At 57.1% G+C, this 16,114-nt stretch carries 15 protein-coding genes; 12 read left to right on the top strand and 3 right to left on the bottom strand.

The window, feature by feature from the left end:
- Positions 1-421: 421 nt before the first annotated feature.
- Complete coding sequence (locus ACK13D_RS20810; protein WP_022625160.1) at positions 422-1,696, top strand: multidrug efflux MFS transporter; 1,275 nt, start codon at positions 422-424, stop codon at positions 1,694-1,696.
- Here the strand turns inward: ACK13D_RS20810 and ACK13D_RS20805 are convergent.
- A complete protein-coding gene (locus ACK13D_RS20805; protein ID WP_418797012.1) occupies positions 1,578-4,715 on the bottom strand; it encodes a beta-galactosidase in 3,138 nt (1,045 codons plus the stop codon). The genes ACK13D_RS20810 and ACK13D_RS20805 overlap by 119 nt on opposite strands.
- Before the next feature lie 601 nt (positions 4,716-5,316).
- Between ACK13D_RS20805 and iraP the strand changes: the two genes are divergently transcribed.
- The 3 genes from iraP (at position 5,317) to ACK13D_RS20790 (ending at position 7,718) form a co-directional block, all read left to right on the top strand.
- Entirely contained in the window at positions 5,317-5,568 is a 252-nt protein-coding gene (iraP, locus tag ACK13D_RS20800) for an anti-adapter protein IraP (RefSeq protein WP_010255252.1), read from the top strand.
- 115 nt (positions 5,569-5,683) lie between these two features.
- On the top strand, positions 5,684-5,986 hold the full coding sequence (locus tag ACK13D_RS20795) for a PsiF family protein (RefSeq protein WP_010255256.1): 303 nt from the start codon (positions 5,684-5,686) through the stop codon (positions 5,984-5,986).
- A 205-nt stretch (positions 5,987-6,191) separates the two neighbouring features.
- Positions 6,192-7,718 (top strand): FAD-dependent oxidoreductase, encoded by a 1,527-nt coding sequence (locus ACK13D_RS20790; RefSeq protein ID WP_418797011.1) that lies wholly within the window; start codon positions 6,192-6,194, stop codon positions 7,716-7,718.
- A gap of 67 nt (positions 7,719-7,785) precedes the next feature.
- Here the strand turns inward: ACK13D_RS20790 and proC are convergent, their stop codons facing one another.
- Complete coding sequence (gene proC / locus ACK13D_RS20785; RefSeq protein WP_010255263.1) at positions 7,786-8,598, bottom strand: pyrroline-5-carboxylate reductase; 813 nt, start codon at positions 8,596-8,598, stop codon at positions 7,786-7,788.
- 168 nt (positions 8,599-8,766) lie between these two features.
- On the opposite strand from proC, the gene ACK13D_RS20780 reads away from it, so the two are divergent.
- On the top strand, positions 8,767-9,216 hold the full coding sequence (locus ACK13D_RS20780; protein ID WP_010255266.1) for a YaiI/YqxD family protein: 450 nt from the start codon (positions 8,767-8,769) through the stop codon (positions 9,214-9,216).
- Between the two features lie 2 nt (positions 9,217-9,218).
- Here the strand turns inward: ACK13D_RS20780 and ACK13D_RS20775 are convergent, their stop codons facing one another.
- The gene (locus ACK13D_RS20775) at positions 9,219-9,935 is read right to left on the bottom strand and encodes a DUF2076 domain-containing protein (RefSeq protein WP_010255269.1); all 717 of its coding nucleotides are present in this window, start codon (positions 9,933-9,935) and stop codon (positions 9,219-9,221) included.
- Positions 9,936-10,250: 315 nt separating this feature from the next.
- Here ACK13D_RS20775 and aroL point away from each other — a divergent pair, with 315 nt between their 5' ends.
- From aroL to ppnP, 7 genes are all read left to right on the top strand, one after another.
- The gene (gene aroL, locus ACK13D_RS20770; RefSeq protein ID WP_010255270.1) at positions 10,251-10,775 is read left to right on the top strand and encodes a shikimate kinase AroL; all 525 of its coding nucleotides are present in this window, start codon (positions 10,251-10,253) and stop codon (positions 10,773-10,775) included.
- Between the two features lie 111 nt (positions 10,776-10,886).
- Entirely contained in the window at positions 10,887-11,078 is a 192-nt protein-coding gene (locus ACK13D_RS20765; RefSeq protein ID WP_010255272.1) for a YaiA family protein, read from the top strand.
- Positions 11,079-11,427: 349 nt separating this feature from the next.
- Positions 11,428-12,180, top strand: coding sequence for an IclR family transcriptional regulator (locus tag ACK13D_RS20760; RefSeq protein WP_010255274.1), 753 nt, complete (start codon positions 11,428-11,430; stop codon positions 12,178-12,180).
- Positions 12,181-12,468: 288 nt separating this feature from the next.
- Positions 12,469-14,028, top strand: coding sequence for an OPT/YSL family transporter (locus tag ACK13D_RS20755; protein ID WP_010255290.1), 1,560 nt, complete (start codon positions 12,469-12,471; stop codon positions 14,026-14,028).
- A 10-nt stretch (positions 14,029-14,038) separates the two neighbouring features.
- On the top strand, positions 14,039-14,971 hold the full coding sequence (locus ACK13D_RS20750; protein ID WP_010255291.1) for a DUF1177 domain-containing protein: 933 nt from the start codon (positions 14,039-14,041) through the stop codon (positions 14,969-14,971).
- Position 14,972: 1 nt separating this feature from the next.
- Complete coding sequence (locus tag ACK13D_RS20745) at positions 14,973-15,653, top strand: AroM family protein (RefSeq protein ID WP_010255292.1); 681 nt, start codon at positions 14,973-14,975, stop codon at positions 15,651-15,653.
- 95 nt (positions 15,654-15,748) lie between these two features.
- Complete coding sequence (gene ppnP, locus ACK13D_RS20740) at positions 15,749-16,039, top strand: pyrimidine/purine nucleoside phosphorylase (protein ID WP_009091800.1); 291 nt, start codon at positions 15,749-15,751, stop codon at positions 16,037-16,039.
- Positions 16,040-16,114 lie beyond the last annotated feature (75 nt).

Raw genomic sequence — 16,114 nt, 5'->3', positions numbered from 1 at the left:
TAAAACAAGACCCCCTCCCTTACACCTGAGCATAAGGGCGTTTAACCATGAAATAAGCTGGTTCGCCTCAGCGTAGCCGGACGGTCTGCACCGTTTTTTGCGGAGGATGTCGCGCCGATTAAAAAGATTGCCACACCGCCGCGGCTGGCGGTTTTTTAAACATAGAAGCGGGGGGAAGAGTTGTCAGTAACAGAATGACATATTTTTCTATATTGACGGGGCGGGTCAGGGAAGATTGCGTCCGGCCAGACCATCGCCCGCGTGCTTCGCGCTAAAAACCCGGCGGGCTGGAAAATTTGCGCCGGTGATTGCGCTGAATCAAAGAGGAATCCGATCTTTTGCCATTTGTGCCATGTTTTGTCGGTCACGCTGAGAATAGCCGCGTTAGACTGAGCATTCCCTCTCTTTAAAATATCTGCTCATGCCACGCACTATAGAACCCTGGAAGATAAACCTGATCTCGGTCTGGTTTGGCTGCTTTTTTACCGGCCTGGCCATCAGTCAGATCATCCCGTTTCTGCCGCTCTACCTTGAGCAGCTTGGCGTAACCGGTGGCGAATCACTGAGCCTCTGGTCGGGTCTTACCTTCAGTATCACCTTTGTGGTTTCGGCGGCCGTAGCCCCGCTGTGGGGCAGTCTTGCCGATCGCAAAGGCCGTAAGCTGATGCTGCTGCGCGCCGCTTTTGGCATGGGCGTGGTAATTCTGCTACAGGCTTTTGTCACCGAAGCCTGGCAGTTGCTGCTGCTGCGTGCCCTGATGGGGCTGACCTCCGGATATATTCCCAACGCCATGGCGTTGGTGGCCGCTCAGGTGCCGCGTGAACGCAGCGGCTGGGCGCTGAGCTGTGTCTCAACCGGCCAGATTGGCGGGGTGATTCTGGGACCGATGCTGGGCGGGCTGCTGGCAGACTGGGTCGGTTTGCGTACGGTGTTTATTGTCACCGCAGCGCTGCTGATGGTCAGCTTTCTGGTGACGCTGTTCCTGATCAAGGAGACCGGTTACACCCCGGTGAGTAAAAAGGAGAAGCTCAGCGGACGCGAGGTTTTCCGCTCGCTGGATAATCCAAAACTGATGCTCTGCCTCTTTTTCACCACCATGGTGATCCAGATGTGCAACGGATCGGTGAACCCGATCCTGACGCTCTTTGTGCGGGAACTGGCACCCACCGCTGAGAATATCGCTTTTCTTAGCGGGGTCATTGCCGCGCTGCCTGGCGTCTCTGCACTGCTGGCCGCGCCTCGTCTGGGACGACTCGGCGATCGCATCGGCACGCAGCGTATCCTGCTGGCAACGATGGTCATCTCGCTGCTGCTGTTTATCGCCATGTCGTTTGTCACCAGCACGACACAGCTGGGGGTATTACGTTTTCTGCTGGGCTTTGCCGATGGCGCGATGATGCCCGCGGTGCAGACGCTGCTGGTGCGTCACTCGCGTGACAACATCACCGGCCGGATCTTCGGCTACAACCAGTCCTTTATGTATCTCGGCAATGTCGCGGGTCCGCTGCTGGGCGCCGCGGTGTCGGCGGTGGCCGGTTTCCGCTGGGTCTTTTTTGCCACCGCCGTGGTCGTGCTGATTAACGTGCTGTTTCTGAAGCGCTTTTACCGGCGTCCGAAGACAGATCTGCCCGCGTCGGCTGACAAATCGTCAGTTCAGCCTGCCAGCGCTGCTGAGTCAGTAAAAACTCAGGACTGACGCTGGGGCTCCAGGAGTCATCGCCGCCGACACCCATGTGGCAGGCATCCAGATGCAGCCAGCAGCCCGCTTCCGGACGCAGATGGTGGCGGTGTGATGCCTCCCGCAACTGCTCCAGGCTGAAACGGCTCAGTGAGAAAGCGAAATCGCCGCTGACCTGCCAGCTGCCGCTGTCGAGCTGACGGGTGCCGCAGCGCAGACCGTTCTCACCCGGGAAAACATAAGGCGTTGAGAGCTGATCCAGCGGCAGCTCCCAGCGGGAAAACTGCGCGGCCAGCTGGCGATCGGGATAGTTTTCATGCGGACCCAGGCCGAGCCAGCTCACCTGTTGTGGTATCTGCGTCAGCTCACAGCGTAATCCGATGCGCGCGGGCGGCGGCAATCCACGCGACTGCTCAACGGAAAGCTGCAACTGCAACTCACCCTGCGCATTGATCAGATAACGTTTACGGCTGATAAAGGCGATCTGGCCATGGGCGAGCCAGCTGTGCAGCGTCTCAATCTGCACCGCCTGTGGCAACGCATTCGCCGTCATCGACACCAGCTGGCTGCTCATCTGGTCATAACCCGCTGCTTTCCAGCGCTCGACCCAGGCATTGGGATCAACCCGTTCCGCTTCGCTGGTGCCAATGTCATTGTCCAGCGGGGCGCGAATAAAGCAGTCCTGAAGCGGTGAAAGCAGTGTGGGCTGTTCATCCACAAACCACTGCGTCAGTTCGCCGCTGTGGCGTGAAAAATGCCAGCGTTGCAGCTGATGGGTGATGACAATCTCACGGGGATCATCGTGCAGGCCCGGTGCGTCGCCGCTCTCCGGCTTTGATGGCAGCGCCAGCGACGAGGGCAGCGCCCACTGGTGCCAGGCGACACGCCAGTCAGCGGCACTCCATGGGGTCGGTTGAATCTGATGAACCGCGACGTTCAGCCAGCATTCGCCCTGTAATGCTGGCGGTGACGGCAGCGTGATCCGCTGCTGGCCCTGTGGAGCGATATCCAGCGGCACTTCTCCTTCCATTACTACACGACCCGCCTGTTCGATGCGCCAGCGCAGCACTTCGTTGTCACTGTGGCGGAACAGATAGTCGCTGCTGACCGTAAAGCTCAGCGGATCGCCGGGATCGACGGCAAACTGCCAGAACTGCTGGGCGCACTGCGCCTCATAAAGCGCTGGATGCGGCGTGCGATCGGCAAATACCAGCCCGTTCATACAGAACTGACGATCGTTGGGTTTATCGCCAAAATCGCCGCCGTAGGCCTGCCAGGGTTCGCCCTGATCGTCATAGCGGGTCAGGCTCTGATCAACCCAGTCCCAGACGAAGCCGCCCTGCAGACGCGGGAACTGGCGGAAGGCCTGCCAGTACTTAGCAAAACCGCCAAAGCTGTTGCCCATGGCATGCGCGTACTCACACAGGATCAGCGGACGCGTCTCACCCGGCAGACCGATCCACTTTTTCAGCGACCATTTCGGCACCGCCGGGAAGGGCTGATCTTCATCAACCCTGGCATACATCGGGCAGATGATATCGGTAGCAGCGGTATCCGCACCGCCGCCTTCATACTGAACCGGACGGGTTGGATCGCTGCTTTTTACCCAGCGGTAGAGCGCATCGTGTGTGGCACCATGTCCTGACTCATTGCCCAGCGACCAGATAATAATGCTGCAGTGATTACGATCGCGCTGCACCATGCGCGTCACGCGTTCGCTATAGGCGGCAAACCAGCGGGGATCATCGGAGAGCCGGTTCATCGGCTGCATGCCGTGGGTTTCGATATTGGCCTCATCCACCACATAAAGCCCATACTGCTCGCACAACCGGTACCAGAGCGGATGATTAGGATAGTGTGAACAGCGCACCGCATTAAAATTGTGCTGCTTCATCAGCTCGATGTCGCGGCGCATCGTCGCCTCATCCACCACCTGACCGCGCTCCGGATGATGTTCATGACGGTTGGTGCCGCGGATCAGCAGCGGCTTGCCGTTCAGACAGAGCAGTCCGTTGTCGATGGTGACCTGACGGAAGCCGACATCATAGGCTTCCACCTCGATCAGCTGCTGATTCTCATCCAGCAGCGCCAGCGTGGCGCGATAGAGGTGGGGTGTTTCGGCACTCCACAGCGCAGGCTGTTCCACCGGCAGGCTGAGCAGGGCGCGTTCGGGATAGTGACCCCGCTCGTCAATAATGGCACTGCCCAGCGGCTGCTGACATTGAGCAATCTGCTGGTCACCCTGCCACAGCGTCAGGCGCAGCTGATAGCGCGAGCTGACGTCAGCTTGCAGAGCAACACGGACCCGGGCACGCAATTCGGCACGGTAAAACTCCGGGCTGAGCCGGGTTTCCAGCTGAACATCGGCCAGATGCACCTGCGGTTTATGCAATAACGTGACGTCACGGAAAATACCGCTCATTCGCCACATATCCTGATCTTCCAGATAACTGCCGTCGCTCCAGCGCAGCACCATTACTGCCAGCCGGTTTTTGCCCGGCCGCAGATAAGGCGTCAGGTCGAATTCAGCGGGCAGACGACTGTCCTGAGAGTAGCCAATCCAGTGTCCGTTGCACCACAGGTGAAAGGCCGAGTTTACGCCGTCAAAAATAATGCGTGTCTGCCCATTATCCAGCCAGGCTGCGTCAGTGCTGAATGTGAGCGAGTAACATCCGGTTGGATTCTCTGTGGGTACCAGCGGAGGATTGACCGGAATCGGATACTGCACGTTGGTATAAATGGGGGCATCGAAGCCGTGCATCTGCCAGTTGGCCGGAACCGGAAGGGTCGTAGTGTCCGGCAGATCCTGCAGTAACCAGCTGGCCGGGACCGCTTCAGGCTGCGTAAAATAACGGAAACCCCACTCTCCGTTGAGGCTCTGCAGTGACGCCGAGGGGCTGTCATCCCGCGCGGCTGCTTCATCTCGCCAACTGGCGAATGGCGGGTGCGCATCCAGCCGATGCAGCGAGGTCACGACCGGATTTTCCCAGTCGCGCCGGGAGAGGATGTCACTGAAAGCAGCCTGAGAGAGAGTCATGTTTATATCCTGTAAATGTAATGCGCTCACAATGCGCAAAATTACGCCGCCTGTAAAGTGTTCACCCTCCCGATTTGCACAAATAATTTGTGCTGTAATCCAGCCGGGATGTTGAGATTGTGCCGCCTTAATGGTGGTAAATCGTTAAGCCTGGTCAGCAAAGATGAATAGTCGCCGGATGCGGAAGAATCTCACTTGTCGCCATGCAGGTGGCTCCATACACTCAGCCCGATTTCATCACCCTGAGGTAGATATGGTACGAATCTTTAAGCTGGCTGCCGTTGTGGCATTGGTTACTGCATTAAGCGGATGTATTTTCCCGCCTCCAGGCGGCGGTGGCGGTGGCTGGGGCGGACACGGCGGCGGACCAGGCCGCGGATTTGTCGATCCTCGCTAAGCAAAAGACCGATTTCGGGCGTGCGAAACGTTTAACCATAGCGTTGATTGCAGGGAAAACGTTTCGCTCGCAAGGTTAGCCGGAATCGTCTGAGCAGACGGTGAGGAATGCGGGCTAACTCACTGAAAAAAGTAGCGGTTACCCTCTGTTTTTTTAGCCAGCGTGGTGATAATTTCAGCTTTTCTCCACCGCTGAGATAACAGCATGAAAAATCTGATTGCTGAATTGCTGGTAAAGCTGGCTGAAAAAGAGGCGACAGCCAAAGAGCAGATGGCGCAAATCGAAGCGCTGGAGATTGTTGTTACCGCACTGGTTCGCAAGCTGGAGCCGCAACAACATCTGGCTATAACCACCAGTATTGAAACCGCAATAGACAATGTGGCCGATGCCGGAGATGAAAATGCGCAACTGCTGCGCAATTACATCGAAAAGTTACTCCGCCATCCTCGTCAGTAACAATCCCAGTGCCAGACTGGAATGGGATCTTCACATCACTTTGACCTGAAACATTTTCCGCTTTGCTTATTCGCTGCCAGAATAACAAAGGACAATCCACTGTGGAGATAACAAGATGAAAGTCGGTTTAATGGCGATGATGATGGCGGGCCTGCTGGTCAGTGGACTGGCCGGTGCGGCGGAAAAGACCCCGCAGCAGGAGAAGATGACGATGTGTAACCAGCATGCTAAATCACAGGATCTTAAAGGGGATGCGCGCAAAACCTTTATGAGTGAATGCCTGAAAAAGGACAGCAAGCTGTCGCAGATGTCACCGCAGCAGATGAAAATGAAAAGCTGTAACGGCGAAGCTGGTGATAAAAAACTGGCGGGCGATGCGCGTAAAACCTTTATGAGCCAGTGCCTGAAAAAAAGCTGATTATCCCCACGGCCACGCAGGTGGCCGCTTCTCCTTCCCGCGCAATGCTGATTAAATTCCATTCTATAACAGCATGTTAACCTTCTGATAAGCATTCATCGCCAGGCTTCCCGGTTCTTTTGCCACACTTAATGTTTGTGGGGATTTGCGCAGCACTCTGTTTTGCCGCGCAGCACAAGACAAGAACCGTTAAAGGAGCCATGTCGTGAACTATCAATTTACCGTCGACCTGAACGATCTGCCCCAGCGCCAGCCGGTTAAAAAAACGCTCGGCGAGGTGGAAGTGTTGCTGATCCGCGAAGGCGACAATGTACGTGCTTATCAGGCGAAATGCCCGCACGCAGGCGCGCCGCTGGAGCAGGGCGCGATTTGCGGCGATCGGCTGGTCTGTCCGTGGCACAAAGCCGCGTTTAATCTGGCCAGCGGAAAAATGTGTGAACCGCTGGCGTTAGCCGATCTCAAACAGTATCCGCTGCGCATTGAAGAGGGCCGGGTGCTGGTGAATCCGAAAGCGATGTCGCCCGCGGCGCCGATTGGCAGTGGGGCAGAAGCACCGGTCTATGTGGTGCTCGGTGGTGGGGCAGCGGGCAGCGCGGCGCTGTGGCGTCTGCGCCATGAAGGCTTCAAAGGCCGCGTGATTCTGGTTGAGCGGGAAGCGGATGCGCCTTACGACCGCACCGCGCTGACCAAATTTGTGCCGTCGGGCAAAATGGATATCAGCGAGGTGCCGCAGCTGCTGAAAGCGGATGTGATGGACCACGTTGAACGGCTTCAGGCTACCGTGAGCCGCCTGGATGCTCAGCAGCAACGGCTGATCTTCGAGGATGGCGAGACGCTCGCCTTCGACAAACTGCTGATCGCCAGCGGCGCGACGCCAGTCCGCCCCGATTTACCAGGCAGCGATCTCGAAGGAGTTTATCTGCTGCGCAGCAAAGCGCAGACCGATGAGCTGCTTCAGTCGGTGGATGCCAGCCATAAAATCGTGATTATCGGCAACAGTTTTATCGGCACCGAACTGGCGTCGGCGCTGCGTAATCGTGACATTGACGTGACGATAATCGCCCGACAGGCGTTGCCCTTTGCTAAACAGTTTGGCGATCAGATTGGCCGCTATTTCTATCAGCTGCATGAGCAGAACGGCGTGAAGTGGGTGCAGGGCGAGATCGAAGCCTTACAGGGCGACCAGCGGGTGAGTGGCGTGCAGCTCAAGGGCGGACGGTTGCTGGACGCGACGGTGGTGCTGTTTGCCACCGGGGTTAAACCTGCTACCGACTTTATCCACGATCTCCCGCTGGCAGAGGATGGCAGCCTGCAGGCGGATGAGCAGTTGCGGGTCGCTGACAATATCTGGGTGGCGGGAGATATCGCCACGTATCCATCGGCACAGGGGCCGCTGCGCATTGAGCACTATCGCGTCGCACATCAGCAGGGGCAGACCGCCGCATGGAATATGCTGGGCCAGACCGTCGCCTTTGATCGCGTACCGTTCTTCTGGACTACGCAGTACGCCACCCGCTATGAGTATCTGGGCCACGCGACAGAATGGGATGACTTTCAGCTGATTGGCTCGCTGGAGGATAAAAAGTTTATGGCGTTTTATGGCCAGCAGGGGAAGCTGGCGGCAATCTGCTCATGCGGCATGTATACGCTGACCGCTGAGCTGGTGGAGCGGATGCAGCAACCGATGACGCTTGCCGAGGCAGTGGCGCTCGGTCAGGAACACATCCGTTAATATCTGTTAAGGCGGAGGCAAGGCGGGCCAGCGTACGGGGCCGCCTTGCGCAACAACACTCACTCTGTTAGCTGCGGCTCAGTTTCTCTGACTTCGCCATGCACTGCAGCATCGCTTCCATCACCGCCGAGCGCATGCCTTTCTCTTCCAGCACTTTCACCGCTTCGATGGTGGTGCCGCCCGGAGAGCAGACCATATCTTTGAGTTCAGCCGGATGTTTTCCGGTGGTCAGCACCATCTGCGCCGCCCCTTTCACCGCCTGTGCAGCAAACTGATAGGCCTGAGCGCGTGGCATGCCGCCCAGTACGGCCGCATCGGCCATCGCTTCGATAAACATAAACACGTAGGCCGGCGCAGAACCGCTGACGCCGACCACGGAGTGAATCAGATATTCATCCACCACGGCCGCTTTGCCGAAGCTCTCAAAAATCGCTATCACCTCGTCGATTTCCGCCTGCTCAACCAGCACGTTGGGCGTGACCGAGGTCATGCCTTCGCTGACCAGCGAGGGAGTATTCGGCATCGCACGGACAATTTTACGATCGTAACCCAGCACCGATGAGAGCGAATCGAGCGTCACCCCAGCCGCAATCGACACCACCAGCGCCTCTTTTTTCAGGCTGCCTGTCAGCTCTTTTAAGACTTTCAGAATGACATTGGGTTTGACCGCGCCGAACAGGATGTCCACTTCACGCGCCAGCGCTTCAGCGCTCTCTGCTGCGTTGATGCCATACTGCTCTGCCATCGCCTGGTTGGTCTCTGCCTTGCGATCGTAAACGAAGATATCAGACGGGGCGATTTTGCCGCTGTTGACCAGTCCGCCGATAATGGCTTTCGCCATATTTCCCCCGCCGATAAACCCGATTTTCTTTGCCAGCATCGCCATCTCCTTAGGACATTATTCGTTTTTCTCAGTGAGCTAGCTTACTTCAGCCAGCCTGAATAACAAGTCAGCCGGGCGCAGGCTGGAAAGCACGCCGCAAATAAAATTTGCCATTTAAGGGGAACCCGGCAAGATCTTACTCTTCTCTGACTGTAAGGAATCATGATGTTTATCTGGGTCGATGCCGATGCCTGTCCGAATGTAATCAAAGAGGTGCTCTACCGCGCAGCCGACCGCACCGCAACTACCATCACTTTTGTGGCGAACCAGTTTCTGCGTGTGCCGCCCTCACCGTATCTGCGCACCCTGCAGGTGCCTGCCGGATTTGATGTGGCGGACAATGAGATCGTCAGACGTTGTCAGCCAGGCGATCTGGTGATCACCGCCGATATCCCGCTGGCAGCAGAGGTGATTGAGAAGGGTGCGGCGGCGCTGAATCCGCGCGGCGAGCGTTACTCACCGGCGACGATACGTGAACGCCTGACGATGCGGGATTTTATGGATACCCTGCGGTCAAGTGGGGTGCAGACCGGCGGCCCCGCGGCGATGAGTCCGCGTGACCGCCAGCAGTTTGCAAATGAGCTGGATAGCTGGCTCACCCAGCAGAAACGCTGAAGTTAAACGAAGCTGTCGTCGTCGTAATCGTTGCCGCCAAAATCATTGAGATCGCTGTTGTCGGCATAATTACTGTCCCAGCCCGTATTCTGGTCGAGGAAGGCGTTGTCGTTACCGCCGTTAAAGGTATCGGCATTGTCATCGCCACCGTTGAAGGTGTTGAGATTGTCATTCACATCGGGCAGGGGTGGCTCATTGATGATGTTCACAATCTCTTCCGGCTGTGAATGGTGGAACATGCTGGTCAGCATATCGGCCATCACCACACCGCCCGCCACACCCACAGCTGTCTGCAGTGCGCCGCCGAGGAAACCGGTGCCGCGTGGTGCAGGCGCTTGTGCAGGCGCATATTGCGGCTGAGCCGGTTGCTGTGGCGCACTGTTCCACGGTGACGATTGCTGTTGCTGCTGCACAGGCGGCTGCTGACGCGAACCGCTGCCAAACAGCCCGGACAGAAAGCCGCCGCTGCTCTGTGCAGGTTGCTGCTGCTGTTGCTGGGCCAGCTGGCTTTCCAGCGCCGATACTTTCTCATTGAGTTTTTTCAGCGCCGCTTCCTGAATCAGGATCGCCTGTGCCATGTAGTAAGGCGCGCCCGGCTGCACCTGCAGATGCTGGTTAATCAGTTGTTCGGCAGCGGCATCGCGTGCCACGGTCTGGCTTTCAGCCTGTTTCAGACGGCTGAACAGCCCTTCGATCAGTTGTTGTTCTTCGCGTTGCATGATGACTCTCCTGTGGCGATTGTTACCAGTATATGTGGGCGCCAGCGTGAAAAGTAAAATCGGGGCAGTAAGCAAATATTGCCGACGCATTTTAGCCGCTCTTTTGCGGAGTTTTTATCGCTCTGTTACGGCCCTGATGCACAAAACGTGCATGCATTTCCCCTTGAAAACACAAAGATTGTCGCTGTTCAGGGGACGAAAATGCGTAAATCGTGCCTGACAGGTAGAGGCCATAATAATTTCCAGTTATTATGCGTCGCATTAATAAGCTCACCATGCAGCCGCATCGCGCGGTCAGGCGGAGGAACGGCCCTGATGTCACTACCCATCTTTTTGATTGGCGCTCGCGGTTGCGGCAAAACCACGGTCGGCGAGGCGTTGTCGCGGGCGCTGGGCTACGCCTTTACGGATACCGATCACCATCTGCAACTCAGCACGCAGCGGAGCGTGACGGAGATTGTGGCGGAGGAAGGCTGGGAAGGTTTCCGCGCCCGTGAAACGGAATCGCTTAAAGCGGTGACGGCACCCGGAACCGTCATTGCCACCGGCGGCGGCATGATTCTGGCTGAAGAGAACTGTCGTTTTATGCAGGAGCAGGGCCAGGTGATCTGGCTTAGCGCGTCCCCCGAGGTGCTGGCAGAGCGGCTGGAAAGTGAACCTGAAGCGGCCCAGCGTCCGACCTTAACCGGCCGTCCGATTGCTGATGAGATGAGTGATGTGCTGCGTGAACGTGCGCATCTCTATCAGGCTGCGGCCCATCATCAGGTGAATGCGATGCAATCGCCCGAGTGCGTGGTAGAGGAAATTCTGCTGTCACTCTCTCTGGCGCGCGCCAGCTAACCCTCAGATTTTTCCCGCTTTGATCCCGCTTCAGACGGCATTGTCTATACTTATCCTATGACAGGCAGCGGCCTGTCCTGTGGAATGTTATTCAGACAAGAGGGACACAGTATGCCGACCAGACCACCGTATCCACGTGAAGCGAAAGTTGTGCCTGTTGAAAAGGGCACTGAAGGTAATAAAGTAACCTCTTACGAATTGCGTGCTGATCATCCCAAACCGAATTCATTAATCAGTGAGCACGAAACGGAAGAAGAAGCGCGTGACGCTAAAGCGCGCTACGAAGACGTTGAAAAAGAGTAAAGCTTCACTGCTGGCAGGGACGCCAGCCTGTTACACCGGATAACTGCTTATTACTGACCCGCCTGACGCTGTGCCTGAACCACGCCTCTTTTTACTCCTACCTGCAGTCGATCGGGTTATTTAAGAAGCGAAATTGACGCAGATTTACTGTCGAATGCTCTCTGCGTATGCTTCTGTTCTGCACTCTCCTTGTCTCACCAGATAAAGCCCCGCTAATCATTTTTATCCCCTTATTTTCTCTGCTGCCGATCTCTGTGTGAATCAAATTGTCGCTTGACCGATTCAGCGCCACGTTTTATTTTCATCAAACCAACAGAGGAACTTAGTTCCATATAGTGGAACACGTAACATGACCACACTTGAAAATGCTGCCGCCGTACTTCGATTGTTTCAGCACAAAGGTGTGACGCAGGGGCATGTTGGTCTCTCATTCAGTGAGGTGGTTGAGGCGTTAAACCTGCCAAAAAGCACCGTTTCGCGTCTGCTGGCCACCATGGAAAGTCAGGGGCTGCTGGAGCGGAATGCGGATACGCGCGGTTATCACATTGGTCGCGTATTGCTGGCTGCCGCCGGACATTATCTTTCGGCACCGCTGGTTGACAGCGTTTCAGCGGCGATGGTCAGGCTGGCTGCGAAGACCGGCTGCATGGGTTACGTGTCGAAGCTCGACGGGCGGGAAGTATTAGTGATGCGTATGTTTCATGGGCGTCACTTTACGCAAATGGTCACGCCGCCGGGCAGTCGGATGCCGGCTGCCGCGACCTCAACCGGCCGGGCGCTGTTAGCGCAGTTAAGCGATGAAGAGGTGCTGGCGCGCTTCCATGATCAATGGCAGGTCGCATCAGCGAACTCGCCGCAAAGTCCTGAGGCACTCTGTGCCAGACTGGCTGAGATCCGCCAGCAGGGCTGGTCACTGGCCCGAAATGAATCGCTGCCAGGCATCAGCTCGCTGTCAGTTATTGTTCATAACAAACATCATGGCGAAACGGTGGCACTCTGCCTGTCGTTTCCGTCTATGGAGTCTGAACCGGGTTTCCCGTCAGAGCTCCTTGAAGCATTACGCGCAACGGCCACTGAGATGACCGAAAAATATGGCGCGTAACTTCACACCGTTTTTATCGGCGTAGTACTTTCGCCACACCAGGGAAAACAAAGGCCTTCGGGCCTTTTTCTTTCAATCTGATCGCCACGCTTTACGCAGCACCCCGGTTGCCTGTGTCCGTCTCTCATTGCCTCCTGTATCGGTTCAGCATGCGGAGGGACGACCATCTGTAGTGGCTGTTGCAATCTCTGTGCGCATCAGAGCAGTGAAACTGATAACCGGCGTAAACCGGCCAGCAGGCGGGTAGACGTTATTTCATTTCTTCTGGACAAGGACTGGCGGGGACATATGGAACGGGTAAATCCGATTAAGCACGTTGGCGTGGCACTGGTTTTAATTCTTCTCTCCATCGCGGGTGCCATTATTGGCATTCAGCTGATTACCACCATTGGCGTAACGCCTAACACCTCTATTATCGGCGCGCTGTTTGCCATGCTGCTGGCGCGTATTCCGCTGCAGGCATTTCGCCGTTATCGTTCAATTGAAATCCAGAACCTGGCGCAGACCGCCATCTCTTCAGCCACCTTTGGGGCGGCGAACAGTCTGTTGATGCCGATTGCCGTGCCCTGGGCGCTGGGTGAACCGCAACTGGTCCTGCCGCTGTTCTGTGGCGTCAGCGCCGCGATGCTGCTGGATGCCTGGCTGCTCTATCGGCTGTTTGATACCCGCGTCTTTCCGGCCAGTAATGCCTGGCCACCGGGCGTTGCGGCAGCAGAAGCGATCAAAGCGGGTGATAAAGGCGGACGCCAGGCGTGGCTGCTGGTGCTGGGCATCTTGGGTGGCGTCGTCGGTGCCATGCTGAAGATCCCGATGTCCGCCTTTGGCACCGCGTTTATCGGCAATATCTGGGCGCTGTCGATGCTTGGCATCGGTTTTCTGCTGCGTGCCTATGCGCAGCCGGTGGCCGGTATTGATATTAATGCGCTCTATATTCCGCATGGCGTGATGGTCGGTGCCGGTCTGGTGGCGCTGATTCAGGTCGTGATGGTGATCCGCAGCCGCAAAAATGATGCGCTGGTGGTGAGCCGTAATGGCAATGAGGTGCAGCGGGCGCTGGGTTTCGGCAGCGTGGGTTATATCGTGATTTCCGCGCTGCTGGCGCTGGCGGGCGGCCTGTGGAGTGAGATGGGCATCGCGATGCTGCTGCTGTTTGTTCTTTATGCCGCGTTTGCTGCTTTCGCCCATGAACTGATTGTCGGCATTGCCGCTATGCACTCCGGCTGGTTCCCGGCCTTTGCCGTGGCGCTGATTACGCTGATTATCGGCATTCTGATCGGCTTTCCTCCGCTGGCGCTCTGCCTGCTGTGCGGCTTTACCGCCGCCACCGGTCCGGCGTTCGCCGATATGGGTTATGACCTGAAGGCGGGCTTTATCCTGCGCGGCAACGGTGCCGATCTGCAGCAGGAGCTCTGGGGACGTCGTATTCAGCTCATCGCAGCTATGATCGCCTTTGTTGTGTCGATTCCGCTGGTCTGGTACGCCCATACCTTCTTCTTTGCTGACAACCTGCTGCCGCCTGTAGCGCGGGTGTATGCCAAAACCATTCAGGCGGGTGCTGAGCCAGGTATCGCCGGTAATCTGCTGATGTGGGCGATTCCGGGGGCCATTATCCAGTTGATCGGCGGGCCGAAACGCCAGCTGGGCGTGCTGCTCGCCACCGGTTTATTAATTAATAACGCCATGGCGGGCTGGGCAGTGGTGGTGGGGATCGCCTTACGCATCGTAATCATCCGGATCTGGGGCGAGCGGGGCCGGTCGCCTATGGAGGTGATGGCGGCAGGCTTTATTGCCGGTGATGCCCTCTACAGCTTCTTTCATTCGCTGTTTGCCAGCAGCAGCAAGAAATAAAGGATAAAGCATGAGTTTGCAGCAGACCCTGGCGGTTTTTGAGTTACTGGATAGCGCCCACATTGACGGGCAGCAGGTGGTGAATCTCTTCGCGGCGTATCCTGATGTTGATGCCCGCTTTACCCGTGTCTCCGGTCCCAAAGGCCGCACCGATTTTGTGCGCATTGATATCCCGGGAATGCAGGGCAAATCAGGCGGCGGCAGTGCACCGACCTTGGGGATTATTGGTCGCCTTGGTGGCATCGGCGCTCGTCCTGGTCGTATCGGCATGGTGTCAGATGCGGATGGCGCGATCGCGGCCGTTGCCAGCGCGCTTAAACTGGCGCAGATGCAGAGCAAAGGCGACAGGCTCGATGGCGACGTCATCATTACCACCCATATCTGCCCGGATGCGCCAACGCGGCCGCATCTGCCGGTCGATTTCATGGACTCGCCGATTGACGATGTCACCATGAATGATAATGAAGTGGTGGCGGGTGTGGATGCAATTCTGTCAATCGACACCACCAAAGGTAACCGCATTATCAACCACAAAGGCTTTGCCCTGTCGCCGACGGTGAAAGAGGGCTACATCCTGCGGGTTTCGGAGGATCTGCTGCGCATCATGGAGATGACCAGCGGCCGTCCGGCGGTGACCTTTCCCATCACCACGCAGGATATTACGCCTTACGGCAATGGGGTTTATCACCTCAACAGCATTCTGCAACCTTCTACCGCCACGGATGTGCCGGTGGTGGGGGTGGCGATCACTGCCGAGTCGGTGGTGCCGGGCTGCGGAACCGGCGCCAGCCATGAAGTGGACATTGCGGCAGCGGCGAAGTTTGCCATTGAGGTGGCCAAGGAGTTTGGTCGTGGAACCTGTCACTTCTACGACGCCGAAGAGTATGCGCGGCTGATTTCACTCTATGGCAGCCTGGCGCATCTGCGTCACCGGAATCACTAAGATGACGAAACCACTGGTAACGCTGACTATCGGCCAGTCTCCGCGCAGCGATATTCTGCCGCTGCTGCGGCAGCATCTGCCGGATGCGCTGACCGATCACGCCGGTTTACTGGATGGACTCAGCGCGGCAGAGATTGCCGCACGCTTCGCGCCAGCAGCGGGCGACCGGGTTCTGGTGTCGCGGCTGCAGAGTGGTGAACAGGTGCGGCTGGCGGCCTCGAAAGTGGAGCAGGGATTGCAGCGCAAAATCAGTGCGCTGGAGCAGGCGGGCTATGCGACCATTCTGCTGCTCTGCACCGGTGAATTCAGCCGGCTCCGCACCCAGCGTGCGCTACTGCTGGAGCCGGATCGCCTCATTCCACCGCTCATCTGCGCCATGGTGCAGCAGCAGCAGCGGGTCGGCATTGTCGTGCCGGTTGAGGAGCAGATTGTTGAGCAGGCAGGTAAATGGCAGCAACTGCCTGCGCAGCCCTGCTTTGCGGTCGCCAGTCCCTATCAGGGCGATCAGGCAACCTTCGCCGATGCCGCAAACAGTCTGAAAGCGCAGGGCGCAGCGCTGGTGGTGCTCGACTGTATGGGGTATCACCAGCAGCATCGGATAGGGTTACAGCAGCGGCTGGGCGTACCGGTTCTGCTCTCTAATCAGCTGGTGGCGCGCCTGGCGGCGGAGTTGCTTCCCTGAGTGAAGAGATCACAAACGGCCATCATTTCGCGTGACAGATCAGCGGGTTCCCTTCTACACTGCCAGACACACAACATGTGCTCTGGAGAACTATTATGCTCAACGTAAGTGAGTATTTTGACGGAAAAGTTAAGTCTATCGGTTTTGACAGTGCGAGCACCGGACGTGCCAGCGTGGGCGTAATGGCTGAAGGCGAATACACATTCGGTACCGGCCAGCCGGAGGAGATGACCGTGGTCAGCGGCTCGCTTAAGGTATTACTGCCAGGTGAAACCGAGTGGAAATGGTTTGAAGCGGGTTCGGTGTTTAACGTGCCGGGTCACAGCGAATTTCATCTGCAGGTTGGCGAGCCAAGTTCCTATCTCTGCCGTTACCTGAAAGATTAAAAAAAATGGCCGCTTAGCGGTAATGCTGGTCAGTTAAGATTAGATTTGTAAAGGCTGTCACGGTCAAACGTGGCA

Source organism: Pantoea sp. K16, from assembly GCF_048452805.1.
GTDB classification, from domain to species: Bacteria; Pseudomonadota; Gammaproteobacteria; order Enterobacterales; family Enterobacteriaceae; genus Pantoea; species Pantoea agglomerans.
The sequence above is the reverse complement of the archived record's forward strand: the minus strand, read 5'-3'. Positions and strand labels throughout refer to the sequence as shown.

Bases quoted from the DNA above. Each gene is read 5' to 3' on its own strand.
- ACK13D_RS20760 (WP_010255274.1), top strand. From the start codon at position 11,428: ATGACCACACTTGAAAATGCTGCCGCCGTACTTCGATTGTTTCAGCAC.
- ACK13D_RS20805 (WP_418797012.1), bottom strand. From the start codon at position 4,715: ATGACTCTCTCTCAGGCTGCTTTCAGTGACATCCTCTCCCGGCGCGAC.
- ppnP (WP_009091800.1), top strand. From the start codon at position 15,749: ATGCTCAACGTAAGTGAGTATTTTGACGGAAAAGTTAAGTCTATCGGT.
- ACK13D_RS20810 (WP_022625160.1), top strand. From the start codon at position 422: ATGCCACGCACTATAGAACCCTGGAAGATAAACCTGATCTCGGTCTGG.
- ACK13D_RS20780 (WP_010255266.1), top strand. From the start codon at position 8,767: ATGTTTATCTGGGTCGATGCCGATGCCTGTCCGAATGTAATCAAAGAG.
- ACK13D_RS20755 (WP_010255290.1), top strand. From the start codon at position 12,469: ATGGAACGGGTAAATCCGATTAAGCACGTTGGCGTGGCACTGGTTTTA.
- ACK13D_RS20745 (WP_010255292.1), top strand. From the start codon at position 14,973: ATGACGAAACCACTGGTAACGCTGACTATCGGCCAGTCTCCGCGCAGC.
- ACK13D_RS20750 (WP_010255291.1), top strand. From the start codon at position 14,039: ATGAGTTTGCAGCAGACCCTGGCGGTTTTTGAGTTACTGGATAGCGCC.
- ACK13D_RS20765 (WP_010255272.1), top strand. From the start codon at position 10,887: ATGCCGACCAGACCACCGTATCCACGTGAAGCGAAAGTTGTGCCTGTT.
- ACK13D_RS20775 (WP_010255269.1), bottom strand. From the start codon at position 9,935: ATGCAACGCGAAGAACAACAACTGATCGAAGGGCTGTTCAGCCGTCTG.
- proC (WP_010255263.1), bottom strand. From the start codon at position 8,598: ATGCTGGCAAAGAAAATCGGGTTTATCGGCGGGGGAAATATGGCGAAA.
- ACK13D_RS20795 (WP_010255256.1), top strand. From the start codon at position 5,684: ATGAAAGTCGGTTTAATGGCGATGATGATGGCGGGCCTGCTGGTCAGT.
- aroL (WP_010255270.1), top strand. From the start codon at position 10,251: ATGTCACTACCCATCTTTTTGATTGGCGCTCGCGGTTGCGGCAAAACC.
- iraP (WP_010255252.1), top strand. From the start codon at position 5,317: ATGAAAAATCTGATTGCTGAATTGCTGGTAAAGCTGGCTGAAAAAGAG.